Consider the following 22,439-nt stretch of genomic DNA (forward strand, 5'->3'; position numbering starts at 1 on the left):
TGAATGGTCAGGTGACTAAGGTTAAGGGTAGTGGTAAGAAACAGATTGAGCCGGGATGTGAGATTATTGTGCCTAGTAAGGCTAAGAAGAAAGGAAACATAGCTAATATTTTAGGTTATGCTACTTCCTTCAGTTCTTTGGGTATGATGATTGCTTCTATTGCTAATCTTATAAAGAAATAATATTATGTCAGAAGGTCGGTCAGTAGATCATAAAATCGAGGGAATAGAAGTTGATTTAGTATATATTCTTCGTAAAATAGTGGCTATTCGTAAGCAACTTTATAAAGCTACTGCTGTTGGCTTAGTGTTTGGTATTATTGTAGGTTTGAGTATCCCTAAGCAGTATACAGTTGCTGTAACTCTTTCACCAGAGATGGGGAGCGATAAAGGAAGTAGTGGAATAACAAGTTTGGCAGCCTCATTTCTAGGTGGAGGTGCTGGTATGGGGAATAGTACTGATGCATTAAATGCTTCTTTATCATCAGATATTGTATCATCTACTCCCTTTTTATTGGAATTATTAAAAATGAGAATAATAGATAGCGGAGAAACACAAACATTATCTAATTATTTAATGACAGAATCTTCGCCTTGGTGGAGTTATATTGCAGGTCTACCGAGTCTAGCTGTAAGTGGAGTAAAATCATTGTTTATAGATAAAAAGGAATACTCTAACGAGAAATTGCAGAATGGAGTAATTAGACTAACAAAGAAAGAAAAAGCCCAAATTGATATTTTGAAGAAGAGTATTAGAGCTACTATTGATAAAAAGACTGCGATCACAAATGTTAGTGTTACGCTACAGAATCCTAGGGTAGCTGCTGTTGTTGCAGATTCTGTCGTTCGCAGTTTACAAGAATATATTATTGGTTATCGGACTTCAAAGGCCAAAGAGGATTGTGCTTATTTAGAAAAGTTGTTTGAAGAAAGAAAGCAGGAATATTATACGGCTCAAAAAGAATATGCGGAATACGTTGATTCACATGATAATCTTATTCTCCAGAGTGTACGTGCTGAGCAAGAACGTTTACAGAATGAAATGAGTTTGACATATCAAGTTTATAGTCAAGTTGCTAATCAATTGCAAGTTGCTAGAGCTAAAGTTCAAGAAGAAAAACCTGTGTTTGCTGTGGTCGAACCAGCTGTAATTCCTTTAAAAACTTCAGGATTGGGAATGAAAGTGTATGTCTTGTTATTTATTTTTTTATCAATCTTTGTTATGCTAGGATGGGGATTATTTGGAAAAAAGATATTTGATAGTTTAAAAAGATAATGTGTGTGAAAACAAAGATGTCTGTGTCTTCTCAAAATACGCATAAAATAGCTAAAAATACCTTTATGTTGTATATAAGAATGTTGCTTACAATGTTAGTAGCATTATATACTTCACGAGTTGTATTAGAAGTACTTGGAGTAGAGGATTTTGGTATATATAATGTAGTGGGGGGGATTGTGACAATGTTTTCTTTTTTGAATGGAACTATGGCTGCTTCCACACAGCGCTTTTTATCTTATGCTATTGGAAAAAAAGATCTGCAGCTATTAAAGAATACATTTAGTTTAACGGTGTCTATCCATTGTGGAGTGGCTATACTTGTGCTATTATTGGCAGAGACAATAGGCATATGGTTTCTCAATACGTATATGAATATTCCACAAGAACGAATGGATGCAGCTAGATGGGTTTATCAATTTTCTATTTTTTCTTTTGTTGTTTCTGTTATCCAGGTTCCATATAATGCAATAATTATAGCTAGAGAGCAAATGAATATCTATGCATATATGAGTATTATAGAAGTTTGCTTGAAGTTATTGGTTGTGTTTATGTTGATGTGGATAGGATATGATAAATTGAAATTATATGCGATTTTCATATTCTCTGTAACTGTTGTAATAGCTTTATTTTACAGGATATATTGTAAATGCAAATTTAGTGAATGTAAATATCATTTTGTGTTTGATAAAAACACGTTTTATTCACTAACAAGTTACGCAGGTTGGAATTTATCTGCAAATATTGCTTTGATAGCTCGTACGCAAGGAGTTAATATATTATTGAATATATTTTATGGACCAACCTTGAATGCTGCACGAGGAATTGCAGTTCAGGTGAATACGGCAATAATATCTTTCGTTACCAATTTTCAGATGGCTGTTAATCCGCAAATTGTAAAGTCATATGCTCAAGAATATTTGGATGAAATGAGAAAGATCATTATAAAAAGTTCAAAATTCTCTTTCCTGTTATTATTTTTTTTGGCTCTTCCATTTATATTTGAGACAGAATTTATTTTAAATATATGGTTGAAGAATATTCCTACATATGGTATAGTGTTTTGTCGCTTGATTTTGATTTGTACACTTTGTGATATTCTGTCTGGAACTCTTGTATATGGTGCCTTAGCTACTGGTAAAATTAGAAACTATCAGATGGTTATGAGTCTCTTATTTTTGATGAATCTTCCTGTTGTTTTTTTGTTTTTTAAATTAGGAAGTGCTCCTCAAGTTATATTTTATATAGAGTTTTTTATTTATATAATAGCCTTGTTTACTCGATTAATATTACTAAAAAGAATGATTGATTTTCCGGTATTTAAATATTTGACAGAGGTAGTAGGGCGTTCTTTACTTGTTGCTGCTCTTTCAAGTATTATACCTCTTGTAATTTTTGTGATACTAAATGCAGGATTCATTCGTTTTATTCTTGTAACTATTTTATCATTAGGTGGAACCGTAATAATAAGTTACTGGATAGGACTGAACGGAGATGAAAGAATATGGATTAAAAAACAAATGATTAACCATATATGTAAATTAGGTATTAAAAATAAAAGAAATGAAAAATAGAATCTCTATTAATTCTGTCATTATAAATCAATATAGCATTGAAATTTGTTATTTGATAGAAGGTAATTGCTGTAAGTATTTTAATATTGAAAAAGGGAACACTTTTCGAATAGAATATAATGAGAATATAGAAAGAGTTCCTAAGAATATTGCTGTAATTCCTTTCATTGTTAATGTATTACCAATTGTATGGTTAACTGATGCTATATTAGAAGTAGAAGAGTTAGATAGGACATTTTATAATAGTATAAATAGATTTAAACAAGGATACATAGATATGTATCCAATGATGAATTTTAAAGGTAGTATTGAGGTAAAATGTCTTATTGAAAATAACGAAGAACCCACAGGAAAAGTTGCTGTTTTTTTCAGTGGAGGAGTAGATGCTTTTGCTTCTTTAATTGCCCATGTTGATGAGAGTCCTATTTTGTTAACATTATGGGGATCTGATATAAAAATAGATGATCAATTGGGGTGGAATAATGTGCGGAAACACGTTGATGAAACAGCGATGATGTTTGGTTTAGAAAAAATATATATAAAGACTAATTTTAGAACTTTCATAAATGAAGGAATGCTAAACTTATTGGTTGTGCAGTCTGGTGATTCTTGGTGGCATGGTTTTCAACATGGTATAGGGTTGATAGGACATGCTGCTCCATTAGCTTTTAATTTAAAGCTAAAAACTGTTTATATAGCTTCTTCTTATACCAAAGATGATGATGTAACGTGTGCTAGCTCTCCAACAATTGATAATAATGTTGAGTATGCCTGTTGTAAGGTAGTGCATGATCAATATGAATTTCATCGTCAAGAAAAAATTACTCATATTTGTAATTATATAAAAAAAAGTCACAAGAAAATTGTTTTAAGAGTCTGTTGGCAAAGCTCAGGAGGAGAGAATTGTTGTAACTGTGAAAAATGCTATAGAACAATTTTTGGAATAATTGCAGAGGGAGAATCTCCTTCTCAATATGGATTTAAAAATGTCGAAAATAAAATAGGAACAATAGGTTCTCGTATTCAAAAAAGATTAATAATGAATCCAATGATTTGTATACCTTATTGGCAAGATATTCAAGATAGATTTATTGAAAATAAGGATAATATACCTCAAAGAAGTGATTTGGAATGGATTTATGGTTTTGATTTTAATAAAATTAATAATACCATTCCAAAGAAGATTTTATTACTGGCTGCTAAATGTAGAAAAATAGCTTCTAAAATAAAACTGTATATATTGAGATGATACGTTTGACATTTACAGGAGATATTTTAATAGAGCCTGAGCAAAAGGAGGCTATCTGTTCACATTCGGATGGATTTGATACAATTTTTAGAAATATATTATCAAGTTTCTCTTTGTCAAATTATATAATAGGTAATTTGGAGACACCTTTAGCTGGTGAAGAATTAGTATATTCTAGTCATAAATGGAGTTTTAACACTCCTGACTGTCTTGCTGAAAGTCTGAAAAAAGCAGGATTCAATCTATTAACAACAGCTAATAATCATTGTTTGGATAGAGGAAAAATAGGGCTATTGAATACCTTAAAAACATTAGATCGGTATGGGCTGGAGCACATTGGAACTTATGCACAGAAATCTGATAAGGAAAAGATATTTATAAAAGATATTGGCGGACTTCGATTTGCTTTTTTATCATATACTTATGGCACCAATGCATCATTAAATGGTGAGTATTTAGGTGAAGATCGTTATATGGTAAACTTGTTTCAAGATCAAGAAAGGGAGATTCCTCGGAAAAAACAATACTTAACCAGAATCATGAATAAACTTCATGATATATTTAAAGAAAAAAGTAGTTATTCTTTTCATGCATTATCATATAAAAAACAGGTACGTAAGGATATTCAGAAGTGTAGGCAGAAAAATGCTGATTATATAATAATGTGCATGCATTCTGGAGGACAATATAATAATACTCCTGATCCATATACATTATCTTTGGTTAAATGGTTATCAAAACAAGATATAGATTTTATTATTGGTAATCATCCTCATGTGGTTCATTTAGGGAAGAAAACAGGAAAGAAACGTTTCGTTGCTTATTCGTTAGGAAATCTTTGCTCATATCCAGGGTCAGAAACAGCTCATCATGAGAATGACTCTGAGGTCTTAGCTGATTATTCCATAATTTTACATCTGAATTTCTATGAAAAGTCAGATACAGTTGAGGTCAGTTTCGAAATTTGTAAATCAATAGTTGAGGAAGATCGAATAGCTCGGATTTATTCTCTTTATGACTTAATCTGCAAAGAAGAAGATTTGATCTTGAGAGGAAAACTATTGAATGATAATGAACGTATTGTTAGAAAATTTATAGACAATCAAGAGGATACCATTACATTACAAAAAGAATACAATTTTAATTGATGATGAGAGCGAAAGAAAAAATTGAAAGATTACGTGCTGAAATAGAAAAACAATTAATCCCATTGATAGATAGTGATTATGTGTTATGGGATTTACCTTATCATACTAATATAGGAGATACTTTAATATGGCAGGGAGAATGGAATTTCTTAAGAAAGCTGCCTTATAAATGTCTCGGATATTCGTCATGTAATACATGTACTTTTCCAAAACTATCTTTAGATACTATTATTTTGTTACATGGTGGAGGTAATTTTGGAGACTTATGGCGTGATATGCAGGAGTTTCGATTGAAAGTGATAGAAAGATATCCCGAAAATCGAATAATAATCTTTCCGCAATCTGTTCATTATGAGAATATATTTTTGATTAAAGAGGATGCTCGTAAGATGGCTATGCATGAGAAAATGGTTATTTGTGCAAGAGATTTATCTTCCTACAATATACTAAGGGAAAATTTTCTGAATAAGATATTGTTATTACCAGATATGGCCTTTTGTATTGATTTGGATTACTTGCAAAAATGGTCAGTTGATGAGAAAATTAAAACTTTATATGTTAGACGATTAGATAAAGAAATGGGATGCGAATTAGATAAAGAGAACTTTATCTCCAATGAGATTGATATTAGAGATTGGCCTTCTTTAGAATCTCCTTCATTAAGAATAAATATGTACACTAGACTTATATCTCTACAGCAGAAAATGAGAGAATATAAAATGTCAAACCGCTTAATAATTTCTTTAGTTGATATAATGGCTTTTAAAAAATTTCGTCCTTTAATGATAGAACTTGGGGTACGTTTTATTAGTTGCTACCACTTAATATATACAACGCGTCTTCATGTTATGATATTATCTGTGCTATTATATAAGAGAGTCTATTTTCTAGATAATTCATATGGAAAAAATTCTTCTTTTTATGATACATGGTTAAAGGATTTGGATAGTGTAAACCCTTGTAAATAATTTTATTTCATGAAAGCTTATATTATAAACCTTAAAGAAGCTATAGAACGTAGAAACTATATGCAGAAGCAGTTAGCTTTGCTACCTCCTTCGTTATCAAGTGAATTTATAGAAGCTGTAAATGGGAAGGGGATGAATAGAGAACAACTAGAAGAGAATTTTGATTATGAAAAGTTCCGCTTGCGATATGCTAAGGAGGTTCGCCCTGGAGAAATTGGTTGTACTCTAAGTCATCAAAAGTGTTATAGGCGATTACTAGAATCAAAGGAAAAATATGTACTGATATTGGAAGACGATATTATAGTTCGTCAGAATATTGATTTTCTTCTCCCAGAGTTAGAAAAACTGTTAATCACTAATGAACCTCGTATTGTTCTTTTGTCTGGATGGTATTGGTATTTAAGTACAAAGGCGATTAAAGGGCATTACCGTGTAGCTAATGTATATGATGCTTTTCTTACTCATGCTTATGCTATAAATAGAGCGGCTGCCTCTTTGATTATAGAGTCTCGTCCTTTTATAACAGCCGATGATTGGTTTTATATTCGGAAAAAAGGTGTAAAAATATATGCTTTTTTACCACATTTATTGGATCAAGATTGGAGTGGAGAGCATCCGACATCTATTAATCAAGAGGAGAAAAAACAATGTCGAGGGATGTGGATAAGAAAACTGAGAATATATATACATTCTTTTTTCTTAAAAGTTTTATATTTTATGAAACGATATGAAAAACCATAAGATACAATGTCAGAGATAAATGCTATAGGGATAAGTGTAATTATTCCTATTTATAATGTTGAGTTGTATATTGAACGTTGTGTACGTTCTTTGATGGAGCAAACGCTTGAGAATATAGAGTTTATTTTTGTAAATGATTGTACTCCAGATAAAAGCATGATTATTTTGCAACGTGTATTAGAAGAATATCCTGTTCGTAAAGAAAAAGTGAAGATAATAGAGCATAAACAAAATAAGGGTATTGCAGCAACGAGAAATACAGGACTAAAGTATGTGTCTGGACAATATATTATATATTGTGATAGTGATGATTGGATAGAAAGAGACATGTATGAAAAGTTATTGAAAAAAGCTCTTGTAACATGTGCAGATATTGTAGCTTGTGATTATTACGATGATTATATCAATTATTCTATAATACGAAAACAGCTATTCTCACAAAAACCTCAAGAATGTGTATTAGAAATGATGAGAGGTAATTTGCATTGTAGTACTTGGAATAAGTTGATTGTTAGGACTCTCTATGAACGTACTAAGATCATTTTTCCAGAAGGAGTTAATATGTGGGAAGATGTGTGTACAATTATTCCTTTATGTTTCCATGCTAATAAGATAGCTTATGTTTCAGAACCGTTGTATCATTATATTCATTATAATACAGGCTCTTATATAACTTGTATGAGTCAATTTTCATTGAATAATTTGATAGAAGCATTAGCTTCTGTTGAAATGTTTCTTGAAAAGCAACAAGTGTATTATTACTATGCTGACAGTTTATGTTTTATGAAACTTACTGTTAAACTTAATTTACTTCTAGGGAGCAAGGGTGAACAACAAAAAAAATGGAATAAACTTTATTCGGAAGCAAATATTCATATTTGGCAATCTACTCATATATCTGTTTATTGGAAACTGGGTTTACAATTTGCTGCATTGAATATGTTGTTTCTTTTTAATATTATGGCACAATTAGGCAAAGTTTTACGATCAATAAAAAGATGATCTTGTGAAGTATATACTTTTGTTTATTTTGTTATTCTGCTATGTTTTTGCTTTTTACATTGCTGGAATTTCAGTTTCTTTATTAATAGCTTTCCCGTTATATGGCTATGCTATAATTAATAAGGTTTATTATCATAATGTGAGTGCGGTTTTTAAAGACTGCTATATAAAAAATATATTTTTGGGGTGGTGGGGTATAACATTATTAAGTATTGTCTATCCATTATTCTTCTTGACTTTTGATTTTTCTTTTTTTCGTGTAGTAGGAATACAGGTTGTTCATTTATTGGCAGCAATTCCGGTGTTTGCATATTTAAAATATAAAGAGTATACAGATAGGCAGGTGCTTTCTGTATTTACTTGGATTTTTGTAGTTCAAACCTTTATTCAATGTATTGTAGTTTCAAACCCCACCTTAAGCGAGCTAATTCTATATTTTAATAAATTTCAACCAGATGATGTGGTAGGGGCTGGTAGTATGATTCGTGGAAAAGCACTATCGGCAGCTACGACATATCATTTATCTCTTGTATATGGGATTGGATTTATTATTTATGTAAAAGAGTTTTTGAGTCAAAAAATATCATTAACAAATGTATTTATAGGATTGTTAATATTTGTGGGTATTTTTTTTGCGGGAAGAACAGGCTTTGTTGGAGTAGCAATCGGGTTATTTGCTTTTATAGTTTCTAAAAAAGTGAAAACTTCTCGGAAAATCAAATTTGCTTTTCAGTTACTTATTATATTGTTTGCTACAATATTTATGCTGAGTTTTATATTGCCAGACTTTTATGCTTTTCTAGAAGAACAAGTATTTCCTTATGCTTTTGAATTTCTTTATTCTAAAAGTAAATCAGGACAAATAGAAACTGCGTCAACTAATCATCTAATGGAAATGTGGAATCGTGATTTTAATTATGTAGAGTTTCTAATTGGTTCTGGCAGATATTCTTATGAAAATGGAGCATACTATATGCATGTTGATCCAGGAATTCTACGACATACACTTTTTATGGGTATTGGAGGATATTTGTGTCTATTGTTCTATCAATTGATTTTATTACCCTTTTGGAAGATGGATAAGGATACTCGTTTTTATTATGTTTTGATATTTGTCTATTTACTTGTTATGGATTTTAAAGGTTGTACAATTGGCACAAATAAATTTGCTTTTGCTACTTCTTTGCTTTTATCTTTTAGTTATTTTAATTTATCCTCATCATTAGATAGAAAATAAATATATGAAATCTCCTATTTTTTCGATTGTTATCCCTTGTTATAATTCGTGGCGATATATGGAGCGTGGACTTCATTTTTTAGAAAAACAGACGTTTATAGATTTTGAGGTAATTTTTGTTGATGATTGCTCGACTGATGATACGTATTGTCAGTTAGAAAAATATCAGCAACAAAGTATACTTAGTATAAGGATTATTCGAAATATAAAGAATAGCGGTCCTGGGGAGTCACGTAATTATGGCATTAAAATGGCTAAAGGGGACTACATAGCCTTTTTGGATAGTGACGATTGGTATGAAGTTGATTTTTTAGAGAAAATGTATGGACAACTTCAAAAAACAGGTGCTGATATTGTATTTTGTGATTTCTACCGTGATTTTGGAAATGGCAATAAAAAATGCATAAAGAGTACAGCGGTATATCATAAGTTAGAAGAGAAAAAAGCATTTATAGCATTATGTTTTGATAGTTTGTGTACCTCAGTTGTAAAACGTACATTATTTGATAGAGTTTCAATTCCTGCTATATATAATGCAGAGGATACAGCAATGATGCCAATTTTGGTTTATAAATCTTCTAAAGTATCATATATTTCTCAACCATTATATCATTATTTATATCGTCCAGGATCTTTATCTACGGCTAAAAGTGATCAGATTGCAAACTCTTTTTATCAGGCTTTTAGTTTTCTTGCTAATAGTATACCTAATGAGTATAAAGATGAAATTTGCTTTCGTGGCATAAAAATGTTACTATATGGTGTATTTTATCATATCATTAGATTAGGAGGAGATCCAAAAGAAGCAGAAAAAATGATAGCTGAATTTTTTAAATCTTACCCAAAATGGAGATATAATCAATACTTTCACACTTTGCCTTTTCGCAAAAAGTTTTTTGTATATATGGTTGATTGGCATGCCTATAGTATACTGCGGCTTTATTGTAGAGTTCAAGAATTTCTTTTTAATAAAAAATTTAATATATAATATGCTTACAGCTTCAATTGTATCTTACCATCATCGTATAAGTGAGATAAAACAAGTTATGGATTGTGTCTTGGCTGGACCAGTAGAAAAACTATATGTGATAGACAATTCATTAGATGATCGTTTACGGGAGTTGGAATGTGTCTCGGATCGGGTTCATTATATACATAGTGTGAATCGTGGGTATGGTGCAGGACATAATATTGCCATTCAGGAAGCAATGGATCTGGGAGCAACTTATCATGTGGTTGTAAATCCTGATATTTACTTTGAAACAGGAGTGTTGGAAAAGTTAGTGTCATTTATGAATTTGCATAAAAATGTGGGACAAATTATGCCCAAAGTCTATTATCCGAATGGTGAATTGCAATATCTGTGTAAGCTAATACCTACTCCCTTTGATTTGATGTTTAAACGTTTCTTACCTTCTTCAATTGTGGAAAGACGTATGATTAAATTTCAGTTACGCTTTACAAAATACAATAAAATAATGAATGTGCCTTATTTGTCTGGGTGTTTTATGTTTTTTCGCATATCTGCTTTACAGGATATTGGGTTATTTGATGAACGTTTTTTTATGTATCCAGAAGATATAGATATTACTCGCCGTATGCATGAAAAGTATATGACTATTTTTTTTCCTGAAGTATCTATTGTCCATGCACATGCTGCTGCCTCAAAAACAAACAAAAGAATGTTGAAAATACATATTTTAAATATGATTAAATACTTTAATAAATGGGGATGGCTATTCGACTTAAAACGAAGAAACATCAATAAGCGTGTACTTGGTGAATTACAAAAAATGAGTGTTGATCTATAAAACGACTTTGTATTTTGTCTGATGTATTTATTTTATTACTATAATGATTATGGGGTATAATGAAGGTTTCATTCCTGATGGGATGAATGCTTTTGAACGCAATGTTAAGCGGATTGGGGATTGTGTAATTGCAGTAGTATTAATGATTATTTTTTCTCCATTATTTTTGATATGTTATATAGCTGTAAAGCGTGAGGATGGCGGACCAGCAATATTTAAGCAGGAGCGTATCGGAAGATTTGGACGTCCATTTTATATCTATAAGTTTCGCAGTATGCGATTAGATGCAGAATCTGCTGGACCACGTCTTTATATTGGAGGGAAGGATAGCCGATTAACTAAAATTGGTAAATTCCTTCGTGAACATCATTTGGATGAGTTGCCTCAACTTTGGAATGTATTTTGTGGTGATATGGCTTTTATTGGACCACGACCTGAACGAAAATTTTATATTGATCAAATAATGGAACATGATTCGCGTTATTGTTTTTTATATCAGATTCGTCCTGGGGTAACTTCTTATGCTACATTGTATAATGGTTATACAGATACTATGGAGAAAATGTTGCGCCGTTTACGGTACGATTTATTCTATTTGCAACATCGATCGTGGTGGTTTGATTTTAAAATATTAGTAAAAACATTTTTGAGTATTTGTTTTGGAAAGAAATTCTGAGTTGTATCAATGAATGAAGGAGTTTATGTAGAGAAATAAAGTAATGGAAATTATAAAGACTAATATAGAGGGAGTCGTTATTATTGAACCTCGTATTTTTAAAGACGATCGTGGTTATTTCTTTGAATCTTTTTCTCAAAGAGAATTTGAGGAAAAGGTTTGTAAAACGACTTTTGTTCAAGATAATGAAAGTAAGTCTAGCTATGGAGTATTGAGAGGCCTACATTTCCAGAAACCTCCTTTTGCTCAAAGTAAATTAGTGCGAGTTATAAAAGGAGCTGTGTTAGATGTTGCTGTTGATATAAGAAAAGGCTCTCTTACATTTGGGCAATATGTATCTGTAGAATTAACAGGTGAAAATCATCGTCAGTTTTTTATACCTCGTGGATTTGCTCATGGATTTAGTGTTTTAAGTGAAGAAGTGATTTTCCAATATAAATGTGATAACTTCTATTCTCCTCAAAGTGAAGGAGCAATAGCATGGAATGATCCGGATTTGAATATTGATTGGCGTATTCCTGCTGAAAAAGTGGTTCTCTCAGAGAAAGACAGTAAGCATCCAAGGTTAAAAGATTGGCAGAATGTGTTTTAGGATATTACTCCAATTACCTGCAATTCAGTTCTTAGAATTGAAATAAACGACGATTGGGAGCGTATTCTTGAACGAACGCACCGATAAAAAGAAAAAACATTGAGAAGATTGTATTGAATCTTCTCAATGTTTGAATCCAATCATTAAGAAGATTTCTTCAAACTTCCCAATGATTTTTGTAAGCTTTCAAAGTGACATAATGACAAAAAGGACATATGGCCTCTTTTATAAATTCTTATGATGCGTTCTTTAAACTACTTTGCTGATTTTTAATTTATTGACTGCTTTTTATTGACTGTTTTTATGTGATTGCCGAAATTGTATTTTACGCGAGCTAGATTGTTGCTTTGTTGATGAACACTTCCGGTAGTTTACCAATAAAGTGTTGGATATTATACGGATTATTTAAAGGATAAAGTGTGGGAGATAGCATTAAGGACAATAATAACTGGTTATGCTCATAACAACAGGAAATCAGGCAGATATTTGTACATGATTTTAGGAAAACATGGCCTTTGCTTTCTGTTTTTTACCTTGCTGATCCGCTTCTTTTTCCTCATTGCCATCTTCAAAACTATCATGTGCCTTTTTGTCCTTTTGTCTTTTTGAGAGAGAAGGATAAAGCGAAGTGTCGAATGCGGATGAGTGCATGCAACTTTTTGTAAACCAGATTATAACATGCTATTTATTTCTCGGATAGGGAAAACGGAATCCTCAAAATAGGTTGTAATATCGCGTAATATGCTTTTGGGGGAATATTTTTGTGGCAGGCTTCGCAAGCGAGGAGATTTCATTGATCAACAGTTAATAGGTTTAAGAAAATGTGCTACAAAAAAACTAGCTGGTTTCTTTTTTGCTTTCTATTCTTGATAGAAGAGGTGATTTTTTGACATAAAAGCTTTCTTTATTTAATTTATTTTATATCTTTGCTAGCATATCAAGATTACAATCAACTATTTATTCACATAAACTTAATAAAATTATGTTCAAAGCTCCTTTTTCTTTTGACGGTCGTATTCGTAGAATCGAATATTTCCTGTCTGGTATTATCGGTGGTATCGTTTTTGGTGTTGCCTATTCTCTCGGTTTAGCTACTTTGTTTCTTGGTGCGGCTGCCGGTTCCGCAGGTGGTTCCTTGTTTGGTATCTTGATTGGTATCGTAGCGGGAATAGCTTCTATATGGTTCTCTTTGGCGCAGGGCGTGAAGCGGTTGCATGACTTGAACAAGTCCGGTTGGTTGATACTCATTTGTTGTGTTCCTATCATCGGGTGGGTATTCAGTCTCTACATGTTGTTTGCCGATGGTACGGTAGGTCCTAATCAGTATGGTGAAGATCCGAAGAACCGTATGCCATATCAGCCGCAGCCAACTTCTGTAAATGTAACAGTGAATGTGTCGAGAGAAACTCCTGCTGAAGCATCTGCCGAAGAAGAAAAAACAGAAAAAGCCGAATAGTCTTTAATAAGCAGAAATATGGTTGCCTCTTGCAAAATTCGTTTTGCGAGAGGCATTTTTTTACTACCTTTGAGGATTGGTAAACAGAAAAAAGAAGATAAATATGAAAAAAGTAATTTGCAGTGAAAAAGCACCGGGAGCTATCGGTCCTTATAGTCAGGCGATAGAAGCCAATGGAATGGTATTCGTATCGGGTCAGTTGCCTATCGATGCGGCTACCGGAAAGATGGCGGAAGGAATTGAAGAACAGGCACGCCAGTCGTTGGAGAATATAAAACACATCCTGGAAGAAACAGGGTTGACAATGGGAAACATTGTAAAAACGACTGTATTCCTCCAGGATATGTCTTTCTTTGCCGGAATGAACGGTGTATATGCTACGTATTTTGACGGAGCTTTTCCGGCACGTTCGGCTGTGGCCGTAAAGGCTTTGCCGAAGGATGCGTTAGTGGAGATTGAGTGTATCGCGGTTCGCTAACAAATCGGCGACAATAAAACTGCTGCCTCCCACGAAGATGAAGTCTTTAGGGGGGCAGTTTTCTTTTGCTGCCCGCACGGCATCCACTACGGTAGGGTAGGAGGTGCCTTTCAGTCCCGCTTCCAAAGCCATTTTCATCAGCTCATCTTCCGGCATTGCACGTTTCACGCTCGCTTTGGTGAAATAGTAGGTGGCGTCTTTCGGCAACAGTTCCAGAACACTGCTGATATCCTTGTCGCTGACCATGCCGAATACAATATGCAATTCCTGATGCAACTTTTCGTGTATATACTTCAATTGCTTGCGAATACTTTTAAAGCCATCAGCGTTGTGACCTGTGTCGCAGATGAGGTCAGGATAGCTTTGGAGTTTCTGCCAGCGTCCCATCAGACCGGTCATCTCGCATACATTAGAGAATCCGGTATGGTAATCTTTATTACAGATTTCATATCCCAGGTTCTTTAAAATATCCAGGGCTGCCAGGATTGTGAGACAATTTTCTGTTTGATAGAGACCGCTCAGTTCGTAGTATAATCCCGTCATAAAACTGGAATTATGAATGGATATTGCGTCTTTTCTTTTATCCATGATTCTGTCTATCGCACGTATGGCGTCAGCCGGGTTGATAAGAGAGACAAATTGCATCATTTTCATTGGAAGCGTCTGTATCTGCTGAAGTTTTATTTCCTCCTCCAATAATTCCTGCAAATCGGCTCTGGACTCCTTCAGGTTATCATATGACAAATATTGCACATGGGTGAAACTCTTTAATTCTTCCGAGAAGGTGATGAAGGTATTCATTGCCTTGGCTTTCATCGTAAATACTCTTTTCACCGCTCCGGATACTTTTCCCACTACTACCGGAACATCTTCTTTGATAATTCCTGCCTTTTCTTTGGCTATTTTAGTCAGTGTGTGGCCCAGATATTGCATATGGTCGAAACCGATATTGGTAATAACACACAGATCGGGGGTGATGATATTGGTACAGTCCAGACGTCCGCCCATGCCTACCTCGATCACTGCCACATCTACCTTCTGATCGGCAAAATAGCGGAATGCCATTGCCGTGGTAAGTTCGAAGAAAGAAGGGTGCAGAGGTTCGAAGAAGGAACGGTGGTCTTCTACAAAGTTGACCACATACTCTTCGGGAATCATTTCACCGTTGATACGGATACGCTCGCGGAAATCGATCAGATGCGGGGAAGTGAATAACCCGACTTTATAGCCCGCGGCTTGTAGCACGGCAGCGATCGTATGCGAACAGGAACCTTTTCCATTTGTCCCGGCGATATGTATCGTTCTGAATTCTTGATGCGGATGACCTAAATGTTCGTCCAATTTGTGTGTTGTCTCTAAACCTGGCTTATATGCTTTACCACCTATTTGCTGAAACATCGGTGCACTTTCATATAAGTACTTTAAAGTGTTCTGATAATCCATGTTTTATAATATTTAACTCCGGGCAATCTTTATTGCTCGCAAAATTGTTTATCTTTAGAACCATCATTCCAACTGTAAACGGAGGATTGATGAATGAGACTGCAAATATCAACATTAAAATCTAAGAAATCATGGGAACTAAGAAAAATTTTGTAATTGACACAAATGTTATTCTTCACGACTATAATTGTTTGAAGAATTTTCAGGAAAATGATATTTATCTCCCCCTTGTCGTACTGGAAGAACTGGACAAGTTCAAGAAAGGAAACGAGCAGATTAATTTCAATGCCCGTGAGTTTGTCCGGGAACTGGATTTGCTGACAAGTGACGAACTTTTCTCTAAAGGAGTGAGTCTGGGAGAAGGATTGGGACGCCTGTTCATTGTCCCCGGCAATGTGGATGCTCCCAAAGTTCATGAATCTTTTCCGGTGAAGAAACCTGATCATCTGATATTGGCAGCCGTTGAATATCTGGCGGGTAAATATCCGAAGACTCCGGCTATCTTAGTGACCAAGGATGTGAACCTGCGTATGAAGGCACGTTCCATCGGCATTACCAGCGAAGACTATATCACAGATAAAGTATCCAATGTCGATATATTCGAGAAATCCAATGAGATCTTTGAAAACGTGGATCCGGCATTAATCGACCGTATCTATTCCTCCAAAGAAGGCATCGATCTGAGTGAATTTGACTTTAAAGACGTCATTCATCCTAACGAATGCTTCGTTCTGAAAAGTGACCGGAACAGTGTACTGGCACGATACAATCCTTTTACCCATTCCATTTGCCGCGTCACGAAGGGACGCAACTATGGTATTGAACCTCGTAATGCCGAACAGAGTTTTGCTTTCGAGATACTGAACGATCCGAACGTCAAACTGGTGGCATTGACAGGAAAGGCAGGAACGGGTAAGACATTGCTGGCTTTAGCGGCTGCTTTAGGTAAGTTGACTGATTATAAGCAAGTATTGCTGGCACGTCCGGTGGTGGCGTTGTCCAACAAAGATATCGGTTTCCTTCCGGGAGACGCACAGGAAAAAGTTGCTCCATATATGCAACCGCTGTTTGACAACCTGAATGTGATCAAACGTCAGTTTGCCGCTAACTCGACCGAAGTGAAACGTATCGAAGATATGCAGAAGAGCGAGCAACTGGTGATTGAAGCGCTGGCATTTATCCGCGGACGTAGTTTGAGTGAAATGTACTGTATCATTGACGAAGCGCAGAACCTGACCCCGAATGAAATAAAAACGATCATTACCCGTGCAGGCGAAGGTACGAAGATGGTGTTTACGGGAGATATCCAGCAGATTGACCAGCCGTATCTGGATAGTCAGTCTAATGGTCTTGTATATATGATCGACCGTATGAAAGACCAGAATATCTTTGCACATGTCAATCTGGTGAAAGGCGAACGCAGTCAGTTGAGTGAGTTGGCCAGTAATCTGTTATAAATAATAAAGAACTAAAAAAAAGAAGAATGAAGAATTACCGGTAGTATAAATGCGCCGGCGGATTCTTCATTCTTCTTTTTTATTCTTTGTTTCTAGTCCTTCATTCTTAATTTTCTTTCTTACCGAAATATTTTAGGAATTGCGTACGTTCGAACGTATTGATGCCTTGAACGTCTTTAATATTCAGTTTTCCTTTGAACTGAGCAATACTTTCGAAACCTTTCCGTTCCATCCATGCAGATAAGAAGCGGGTGGATTCTCCGATGAATGCGTTCGTGTTCTGATAGACAGCGCTGCAAACTTCTACGGCAGTAGCTCCGGCAAGGATTGCTTTTACTACTGCTTCCGGACTGGAAACACCACCGGAGGCTGCATAATCGATTTTGTCTACCACTGAGGATGCGATTCCAATCCAACGGAGAGGAGTGGCAAGATCGGCGGAAGTGCTGAATACTGCACCGGATATTTGTTCCATATTCTCGATATTGATATCCGGCTGGTAGAAACGGTTGAAGAGAACCACTGCAGCTGCTCCGTTAGCGTACAGCTGATCGATCAGAGCGACAGGATTTGTCAGGTTGTCCCCCAGTTTCATAATCACCGGAATGCTTACTGTCCGTTTGATATGACGCAGGATGTCGATATGACGCTGCTCAAATGAACCGTACGTATATTGTACATCCGATTGCAATGCCAGAATATTGATTTCCAGTGCATCGGCACCGGCTTCCTGTATCTGTTTGGCAAAGTCTATCCATTCCGCATCCGAATAGCAGTTGATGCTGGCTATGATGGGGATGTTACACTCTTTTTTGCTTTCCTTGATTAAGGTGAGATATTCAGCTAATTTATGTTCACGGATATATTCTTCCAGATAATCGCTTGCTTCCGGATAAAAAGCGGGATCTTTCAGTTGATCCGCTTCCAGCATGATTTGCTCCTCAAACAGAGATTTCAGTACGATGGCACCTGCACCTGCTTCTGCCAGTCTCTTATTTTTGCCGGCACTGTTGGTCAGTCCCGAACTACTGATAATGATTGGGTTTCTGAGAGAAAGCCCTGCGAAAGTAGTTTTTAAATCGGTCATAATTATATCTTTTTAAAGTAGTTGGCTACTGATTAATAGTTTCTTTCTCCGAATATCTTGCTTCCTACCCGTACCAGAGTGCTTCCTGCGGCGATTGCTTCGTGATAGTCATGTGACATACCCATCGACAATTCACGGAAAGTAAAGGTTTCGGCAAACCAGTTTGCTTTTATTTCCTGAAAGAGCCTATTCAGTAAACAAAATTCCCGGTTAATTTGTTCAACATCATCGGTGTTGCTTGCCATTCCCATCAATCCGCAGATGCGTACGTGAGACAGTTCTTTCCATTCGCCGGCATGCAGCATATCCTTGCATTTTTCGGGGCTGAAACCGAATTTGGTCTCTTCCTGTGCAACGTGAATCTGTAACAGACAGTTCACGATACGTCCCGCTTTGACAGCTTGCTTGTTGACTTCCGTCAGCAGTTTGTACGTATCGATTCCATGTATCATCGCTACGTAGGGGATCATGTATTTGATCTTGTTTGTCTGCAAGTGCCCGATAAAATGCCATTCGATGTCTTTCGGCAACGTTTCGTATTTAGCTGTCATTTCCTGCACTTTGCTTTCTCCGAAAATACGCTGTCCCGCCTGATAAGCCTCTTCTATCGCTTCATTGGGATGGAATTTTGAGACAGCAACCAGCCGGACTCCTTGTGGGAGTTCGGCCAGCACTTGCTTAAGATTGTCAGCAATACTCATGGTTACTTATGCTTTTGACGGATCAAACTCCGGTTTGTCATTCGGTCCGGCACTGTAAGGATATACATCCATCAACGGGGTCTCGGATACCATACCGATCTGGTAGTCGGCCATCGTTCCTTTCATGCCTTCATCCAGCTTCTTCACTGCGTCGCGCAAGTCGGCAGCCTGAACCAGCACTTGGGTAGAAGTCTTTTTCTCCGCACCGCTTTTTTCGTCAAGGGTGATAAAGATCAGTTTGCACTTAAACCAGCGGTCGGCACTTTCCTCGTCGCTGGGGAAAAGTTCGCTATAGTTGGCACGTTTAATGTCCGATACTGTAAATTCTCCTGTTATAAATGGAGTCATCTCCTCAATAATACGTGCTTCTGCTTCTGTAAAGCTGAGTGCATCTACCAGATAAGGTTCAGTCACTTTTTTCTGCATTCCGTTTTCCATTGTTTTCTCGTAACGGATTTTGCACTCAAACCAAGTATGCATTGCCATAATTTTTCTTCTTTTTTAGTTTATTGATTCGTGTAAATTGCCTACAAAGATAAACAAAATACGAAGTAACTGCCGAAAGATTTTTATTTTCTTTTATGCAGATTCCTCAATTCGAACGAAAGCATGACGCGGAAAAGTCCGATGATGAAGAAAGTAAAGGAAATCATGTAGACCACGTACAATGCACCTACTGCCGGTTGCCACAATATGATGAGAGCACAGATGATGGCGAGGATACCGAAGGCCATATACCAGCCCCAGTCACGGGTGCCGTAACGTTTGAGGTCGATGGAATAGCCGGTAGAGGAAAAGCCCCGAAACATAAGCCAGAAGGCGATGATAAACGGAATCACTTCCATGCTGACCATCGGATAGGCAATCAGATAAATACCTAAGATAAGGTCGATAATTCCTCCTACCAGATACCAGCCCCAACTCGGTACACCCTTGCGGTTGCTGAGGGAGAATATAATTTCGAGAATACCGCTTATCAGCATCGATATGCTGAAAACGATGCTAAGTGCCACATAGCTGCTGAGAGGTGAGAACATAAGCCAAAGGGCGACAATAATATACACGATTCCTAACAGGAGAGAGGTCCACCAGTTTTTTACTGAATGTTTGATCTCATTGAAAACAGTTTCCATACGTTCTTTAATTTTAAATGAATACTCTGTGAATTTGTGGAGGAATAACAAATTGATTTTAGAAAAGGTTTTCGTGTGAACATATTCCGGGGATAAGTTGTTTTTATTATAAAGTAATTTTAAAATGTAAATGCAATATGGCAACAACAAATTTCAAAGGACAACCGGTGAAACTGATCGGTGAATTTATACAAGTAGGTAAAGTCGCTCCTGACTTTGAGTTAGTAAAAACAGATTTGTCTTCTTTCTCCCTGAAAGACCTGAACGGCAAAAATGTGATTCTAAATATTTTTCCAAGTCTGGATACCAGTGTCTGTGCAACATCGGTACGCAAATTTAATAAAATGGGAGCAGGTCTCAAAGATACGGTAGTATTAGCTATCTCCAAAGACCTTCCTTTTGCCCACGCACGTTTCTGTACGACGGAAGGCATCGAAAACGTAATCCCATTGTCAGATTTCCGTTTCTCTGATTTTGACGAGAGCTACGGACTGCGTATGGCAGACGGACCGTTGGCAGGCTTACTGGCACGTGCAGTAGTCGTAATCGGCAAAGACGGCAAAGTAGCATATACGGAACTTGTTCCGGAGATTACTCAGGAACCTGACTATGAGAAGGCATTGGCGGCAGTTAAAGAATAGGTAATAAGTATTAGGTATTAAGTAATAAGTATTAGCCGAAGTCGCTTATTTCATTATTGGCATTAATTATGCGGAGTATTACTTAATACCTATTACCTATTACTTTACATTAAACCTTAACCACATGGACAAAATTCGATTTTTCTTCATCGCCCTGTTAGGTATGGGCGCTGCACACTTGTCGGCTCAAACGGCCGATAGTACACAAACTTCTCCCTGGACAACGGAAGGTTTTGCCGGACTCAAGCTGACGCAGGTTAGTTTGACCAACTGGTCTGCCGGAGGTGACAATTCTGTCGCTTTTGACTTGCAAGGTACTTATCAGGCTAACTATAAAAAGGGAAAGCATATATGGAACAACCGTCTTGAACTGGCTTATGGCTTGAATAAGACAGGGGAGGATGGCATGAGAAAGGCCAATGATAAAATATATATGAATACCAACTATGGGTATTCTATCGCCAAAAACTGGTATGCAAGTGCATTTACCACTTTCCAGACACAATTCTCGCCAGGATACGACTATTCAGTCAATAAGGATGTCGCTATCTCCGAATTTATGTCTCCGGCATATCTGACTACCGGTTTGGGATTCACATATGATCCGGGAAAGATTTTCACGGTTGTATTGTCTCCTGCCTCTTGGCGCGGCACCTTTGTTCTAAATGACCGTTTGTCTGATGAAGGCGCTTTTGGTGTCGATCCCGGCAAACATCTTTTGTCGAGCTTCGGTGCTAATCTGAAAGGAGAGGTGAAATATGAATTCTTAAAGAACATGACTGTATATTCCCGTCTGGACTTGTATTCTGACTACTTGCATAAACCTCAGAATATTGATGTGAACTGGGAAGTGCAGATTAATATGGCAATCAACAAATGGTTCTCCACTACGCTGACTACCAATATGGTCTATGACGATGATATCAAAATAGTTCAGAAAGACGGCAGCAAAGGATCACGCCTGCAATTCAAAGAAGTGCTGGGCGTAGGAGTGCAGTTTAATTTTTAAGTAATAAGTAATAAGTAATAGGTAATAAGTATTAAGTATTAAACCGTGCGGATAAGCTAATAACACAGCAGCTTCGGTTAATACCTAATACTTATTACCTATTACTTATTATTTATTTCTCTTCATTCCTTTATGAACCAGGAAGCCCACGATGAATATTCCGATTGCGATGAAGCAATAGCCGATTTCGTGGCTGTATTCTGTTACTTTGGCAATCAGTTGTTCTTCGCTTTCGATGCCGGGCACTGTCGAGAGGTAATACCCGATTATGGCGAGGATTGTATTCCATAATCCGGCTCCGATAGTGGTATACAACAGGAAGGTGTGCATTTTCATGCGGGCAAGTCCTGCCGGTATGGAAATCAGTTGGCGAACTGCCGGAATCAATCGGCCGATGAAGGTGGAAAGTGCGCCATGCTTGTCGAAATAAGATTCGGCATGTTGTACTTTGGCTTCGTCGATCAGACACATGTGCCCGATGCGGCTGTTGGCAAATTTATAAATAATGGGACGTCCCAGCCATTTGGCCAGATAATAGTTGATTAATGCGCCGATATCTGCACCGATGGTGGCAAATAAGACTACCAAGTAAATATTAAGCTCGTCATTGACAGCTGCTTTGTATGCTGCCGGCGGGATGATCACTTCCGATGGGAAAGGGATGAAGGAGCTTTCTATAGTCATTAATAAAGTGATTGTCCAATAATTCAGATGTTCGAGACACCACTGGATAAAAGCTACTGATTCCATGTGTTTTTGGG

24 protein-coding genes are annotated in these 22,439 nt (G+C 36.3%); 18 read left to right on the forward strand and 6 right to left on the reverse strand.

The genetic code is table 11. The features are described 5' to 3' along the window. The 15 genes from KTR07_RS22155 to KTR07_RS22225 form a co-directional block, all read left to right on the forward strand. Nucleotides 1–182 (forward strand): hypothetical protein (locus tag KTR07_RS22155; RefSeq protein ID WP_176847375.1); only part of this gene is annotated, 182 nt, incomplete at its 5' end. Nucleotides 183–186: 4 nt separating this feature from the next. Next, on the forward strand, nt 187–1,275 hold the full coding sequence (locus tag KTR07_RS22160) for a chain-length determining protein (RefSeq protein ID WP_113748371.1): 1,089 nt from the start codon (nt 187–189) through the stop codon (nt 1,273–1,275). A gap of 5 nt (nt 1,276–1,280) precedes the next feature. Beyond that, nucleotides 1,281–2,849 (forward strand): lipopolysaccharide biosynthesis protein, encoded by a 1,569-nt coding sequence (locus tag KTR07_RS22165; RefSeq protein WP_234148149.1) that lies wholly within the window; start codon nt 1,281–1,283, stop codon nt 2,847–2,849. After that, the gene (locus KTR07_RS22170) at nt 2,839–4,098 is read left to right on the forward strand and encodes a hypothetical protein (RefSeq protein WP_113748372.1); all 1,260 of its coding nucleotides are present in this window, start codon (nt 2,839–2,841) and stop codon (nt 4,096–4,098) included. The genes KTR07_RS22165 and KTR07_RS22170 overlap by 11 nt, the downstream gene beginning before the upstream one ends. Continuing rightward, nucleotides 4,095–5,246 carry a CapA family protein gene (locus KTR07_RS22175; protein WP_113748373.1) on the forward strand — a complete coding sequence of 384 codons (1,152 nt, stop codon included), beginning with the start codon at nt 4,095–4,097 and terminating at the stop codon, nt 5,244–5,246. The genes KTR07_RS22170 and KTR07_RS22175 overlap by 4 nt, the downstream gene beginning before the upstream one ends. Then, on the forward strand, nt 5,246–6,214 hold the full coding sequence (locus KTR07_RS22180; protein WP_229036438.1) for a polysaccharide pyruvyl transferase family protein: 969 nt from the start codon (nt 5,246–5,248) through the stop codon (nt 6,212–6,214). Before KTR07_RS22175 ends, KTR07_RS22180 begins: the two co-directional genes overlap by 1 nt. A gap of 9 nt (nt 6,215–6,223) precedes the next feature. After that, a complete protein-coding gene (locus KTR07_RS22185) occupies nt 6,224–6,955 on the forward strand; it encodes a glycosyltransferase family 25 protein (protein ID WP_113748374.1) in 732 nt (243 codons plus the stop codon). A 6-nt stretch (nt 6,956–6,961) separates the two neighbouring features. Continuing rightward, entirely contained in the window at nt 6,962–7,957 is a 996-nt protein-coding gene (locus KTR07_RS22190; protein WP_113748375.1) for a glycosyltransferase family 2 protein, read from the forward strand. Nucleotides 7,958–7,961: 4 nt separating this feature from the next. After that, complete coding sequence (locus KTR07_RS22195) at nt 7,962–9,194, forward strand: hypothetical protein (protein ID WP_117981769.1); 1,233 nt, start codon at nt 7,962–7,964, stop codon at nt 9,192–9,194. A 4-nt stretch (nt 9,195–9,198) separates the two neighbouring features. Beyond that, nucleotides 9,199–10,182, forward strand: coding sequence for a glycosyltransferase family 2 protein (locus tag KTR07_RS22200; RefSeq protein WP_113748377.1), 984 nt, complete (start codon nt 9,199–9,201; stop codon nt 10,180–10,182). 1 nt (nt 10,183) lies between these two features. Continuing rightward, nucleotides 10,184–11,005, forward strand: a complete 822-nt coding sequence (locus KTR07_RS22205; protein ID WP_113748378.1) for a glycosyltransferase — start codon at nt 10,184–10,186, stop codon at nt 11,003–11,005. A 49-nt stretch (nt 11,006–11,054) separates the two neighbouring features. Then, nucleotides 11,055–11,681 carry a sugar transferase gene (locus KTR07_RS22210; protein ID WP_113748379.1) on the forward strand — a complete coding sequence of 209 codons (627 nt, stop codon included), beginning with the start codon at nt 11,055–11,057 and terminating at the stop codon, nt 11,679–11,681. 43 nt (nt 11,682–11,724) lie between these two features. After that, complete coding sequence (rfbC, locus tag KTR07_RS22215; protein WP_113748380.1) at nt 11,725–12,273, forward strand: dTDP-4-dehydrorhamnose 3,5-epimerase; 549 nt, start codon at nt 11,725–11,727, stop codon at nt 12,271–12,273. Nucleotides 12,274–13,255: 982 nt separating this feature from the next. Further along, a complete protein-coding gene (locus KTR07_RS22220; RefSeq protein WP_008762435.1) occupies nt 13,256–13,729 on the forward strand; it encodes a DUF805 domain-containing protein in 474 nt (157 codons plus the stop codon). Nucleotides 13,730–13,832: 103 nt separating this feature from the next. Continuing rightward, the gene (locus KTR07_RS22225) at nt 13,833–14,207 is read left to right on the forward strand and encodes a RidA family protein (RefSeq protein WP_008762436.1); all 375 of its coding nucleotides are present in this window, start codon (nt 13,833–13,835) and stop codon (nt 14,205–14,207) included. Here the strand turns inward: KTR07_RS22225 and KTR07_RS22230 are convergent. After that, on the reverse strand, nt 14,175–15,650 hold the full coding sequence (locus KTR07_RS22230) for a folylpolyglutamate synthase/dihydrofolate synthase family protein (RefSeq protein ID WP_113748381.1): 1,476 nt from the start codon (nt 15,648–15,650) through the stop codon (nt 14,175–14,177). The two genes, KTR07_RS22225 and KTR07_RS22230, sit on opposite strands and share 33 nt — an antisense overlap. 131 nt (nt 15,651–15,781) lie before the next feature. On the opposite strand from KTR07_RS22230, the gene KTR07_RS22235 reads away from it, so the two are divergent. Next, a complete protein-coding gene (locus KTR07_RS22235) occupies nt 15,782–17,107 on the forward strand; it encodes a PhoH family protein (protein ID WP_008764954.1) in 1,326 nt (441 codons plus the stop codon). A 106-nt stretch (nt 17,108–17,213) separates the two neighbouring features. Here KTR07_RS22235 and KTR07_RS22240 read toward each other — a convergent pair whose 3' ends face one another. The 4 genes from KTR07_RS22240 to KTR07_RS22255 all read right to left on the reverse strand — a co-directional run bounded on the left by KTR07_RS22240 (nt 17,214) and on the right by KTR07_RS22255 (nt 20,028). Continuing rightward, on the reverse strand, nt 17,214–18,194 hold the full coding sequence (locus KTR07_RS22240; protein WP_008762438.1) for a dihydroorotate dehydrogenase-like protein: 981 nt from the start codon (nt 18,192–18,194) through the stop codon (nt 17,214–17,216). A 32-nt stretch (nt 18,195–18,226) separates the two neighbouring features. Beyond that, complete coding sequence (locus KTR07_RS22245) at nt 18,227–18,895, reverse strand: YggS family pyridoxal phosphate-dependent enzyme (protein ID WP_113748382.1); 669 nt, start codon at nt 18,893–18,895, stop codon at nt 18,227–18,229. Between the two features lie 6 nt (nt 18,896–18,901). After that, nucleotides 18,902–19,381: a DUF4494 domain-containing protein gene (locus tag KTR07_RS22250; RefSeq protein ID WP_008762440.1), complete on the reverse strand. Its 480-nt coding sequence runs from the start codon at nt 19,379–19,381 to the stop codon at nt 18,902–18,904. 83 nt (nt 19,382–19,464) lie between these two features. Then, complete coding sequence (locus KTR07_RS22255; RefSeq protein ID WP_008762441.1) at nt 19,465–20,028, reverse strand: HdeD family acid-resistance protein; 564 nt, start codon at nt 20,026–20,028, stop codon at nt 19,465–19,467. 137 nt (nt 20,029–20,165) lie between these two features. On the opposite strand from KTR07_RS22255, the gene tpx reads away from it, so the two are divergent. Together tpx and KTR07_RS22265 are read left to right on the forward strand one after the other, a co-directional pair. Continuing rightward, entirely contained in the window at nt 20,166–20,669 is a 504-nt protein-coding gene (gene tpx / locus KTR07_RS22260; RefSeq protein WP_008762442.1) for a thiol peroxidase, read from the forward strand. Nucleotides 20,670–20,793: 124 nt separating this feature from the next. Then, nucleotides 20,794–21,678 carry a DUF3078 domain-containing protein gene (locus KTR07_RS22265; RefSeq protein WP_008762443.1) on the forward strand — a complete coding sequence of 295 codons (885 nt, stop codon included), beginning with the start codon at nt 20,794–20,796 and terminating at the stop codon, nt 21,676–21,678. A 108-nt stretch (nt 21,679–21,786) separates the two neighbouring features. Here KTR07_RS22265 and KTR07_RS22270 read toward each other — a convergent pair whose 3' ends face one another. Next, nucleotides 21,787–22,428: a DedA family protein gene (locus KTR07_RS22270; protein WP_113748383.1), complete on the reverse strand. Its 642-nt coding sequence runs from the start codon at nt 22,426–22,428 to the stop codon at nt 21,787–21,789. Nucleotides 22,429–22,439: the final 11 nt, after the last annotated feature.

Origin of the sequence: Bacteroides sp. MSK.20.82, from assembly GCF_019052485.1 — a bacterium.
GTDB classification, from domain to species: domain Bacteria; phylum Bacteroidota; class Bacteroidia; order Bacteroidales; family Bacteroidaceae; genus Bacteroides; species Bacteroides thetaiotaomicron.

Excerpts from the sequence above, each read along its gene's own strand:
- KTR07_RS22160 (WP_113748371.1), top strand. The coding sequence starts at position 187 with ATGTCAGAAGGTCGGTCAGTAGATCATAAAATCGAGGGAATAGAAGTT.
- KTR07_RS22170 (WP_113748372.1), top strand. The coding sequence starts at position 2,839 with ATGAAAAATAGAATCTCTATTAATTCTGTCATTATAAATCAATATAGC.
- KTR07_RS22175 (WP_113748373.1), top strand. The coding sequence starts at position 4,095 with ATGATACGTTTGACATTTACAGGAGATATTTTAATAGAGCCTGAGCAA.
- KTR07_RS22180 (WP_229036438.1), top strand. The coding sequence starts at position 5,246 with ATGATGAGAGCGAAAGAAAAAATTGAAAGATTACGTGCTGAAATAGAA.
- KTR07_RS22185 (WP_113748374.1), top strand. The coding sequence starts at position 6,224 with ATGAAAGCTTATATTATAAACCTTAAAGAAGCTATAGAACGTAGAAAC.
- KTR07_RS22190 (WP_113748375.1), top strand. The coding sequence starts at position 6,962 with ATGTCAGAGATAAATGCTATAGGGATAAGTGTAATTATTCCTATTTAT.
- KTR07_RS22200 (WP_113748377.1), top strand. The coding sequence starts at position 9,199 with ATGAAATCTCCTATTTTTTCGATTGTTATCCCTTGTTATAATTCGTGG.
- KTR07_RS22205 (WP_113748378.1), top strand. The coding sequence starts at position 10,184 with ATGCTTACAGCTTCAATTGTATCTTACCATCATCGTATAAGTGAGATA.
- KTR07_RS22210 (WP_113748379.1), top strand. The coding sequence starts at position 11,055 with ATGGGGTATAATGAAGGTTTCATTCCTGATGGGATGAATGCTTTTGAA.
- rfbC (WP_113748380.1), top strand. The coding sequence starts at position 11,725 with ATGGAAATTATAAAGACTAATATAGAGGGAGTCGTTATTATTGAACCT.
- KTR07_RS22220 (WP_008762435.1), top strand. The coding sequence starts at position 13,256 with ATGTTCAAAGCTCCTTTTTCTTTTGACGGTCGTATTCGTAGAATCGAA.
- KTR07_RS22225 (WP_008762436.1), top strand. The coding sequence starts at position 13,833 with ATGAAAAAAGTAATTTGCAGTGAAAAAGCACCGGGAGCTATCGGTCCT.
- KTR07_RS22230 (WP_113748381.1), bottom strand. The coding sequence starts at position 15,650 with ATGGATTATCAGAACACTTTAAAGTACTTATATGAAAGTGCACCGATG.
- KTR07_RS22235 (WP_008764954.1), top strand. The coding sequence starts at position 15,782 with ATGGGAACTAAGAAAAATTTTGTAATTGACACAAATGTTATTCTTCAC.
- KTR07_RS22240 (WP_008762438.1), bottom strand. The coding sequence starts at position 18,194 with ATGACCGATTTAAAAACTACTTTCGCAGGGCTTTCTCTCAGAAACCCA.
- KTR07_RS22245 (WP_113748382.1), bottom strand. The coding sequence starts at position 18,895 with ATGAGTATTGCTGACAATCTTAAGCAAGTGCTGGCCGAACTCCCACAA.
- KTR07_RS22250 (WP_008762440.1), bottom strand. The coding sequence starts at position 19,381 with ATGGCAATGCATACTTGGTTTGAGTGCAAAATCCGTTACGAGAAAACA.
- KTR07_RS22255 (WP_008762441.1), bottom strand. The coding sequence starts at position 20,028 with ATGGAAACTGTTTTCAATGAGATCAAACATTCAGTAAAAAACTGGTGG.
- tpx (WP_008762442.1), top strand. The coding sequence starts at position 20,166 with ATGGCAACAACAAATTTCAAAGGACAACCGGTGAAACTGATCGGTGAA.
- KTR07_RS22265 (WP_008762443.1), top strand. The coding sequence starts at position 20,794 with ATGGACAAAATTCGATTTTTCTTCATCGCCCTGTTAGGTATGGGCGCT.
- KTR07_RS22270 (WP_113748383.1), bottom strand. The coding sequence starts at position 22,428 with ATGGAATCAGTAGCTTTTATCCAGTGGTGTCTCGAACATCTGAATTAT.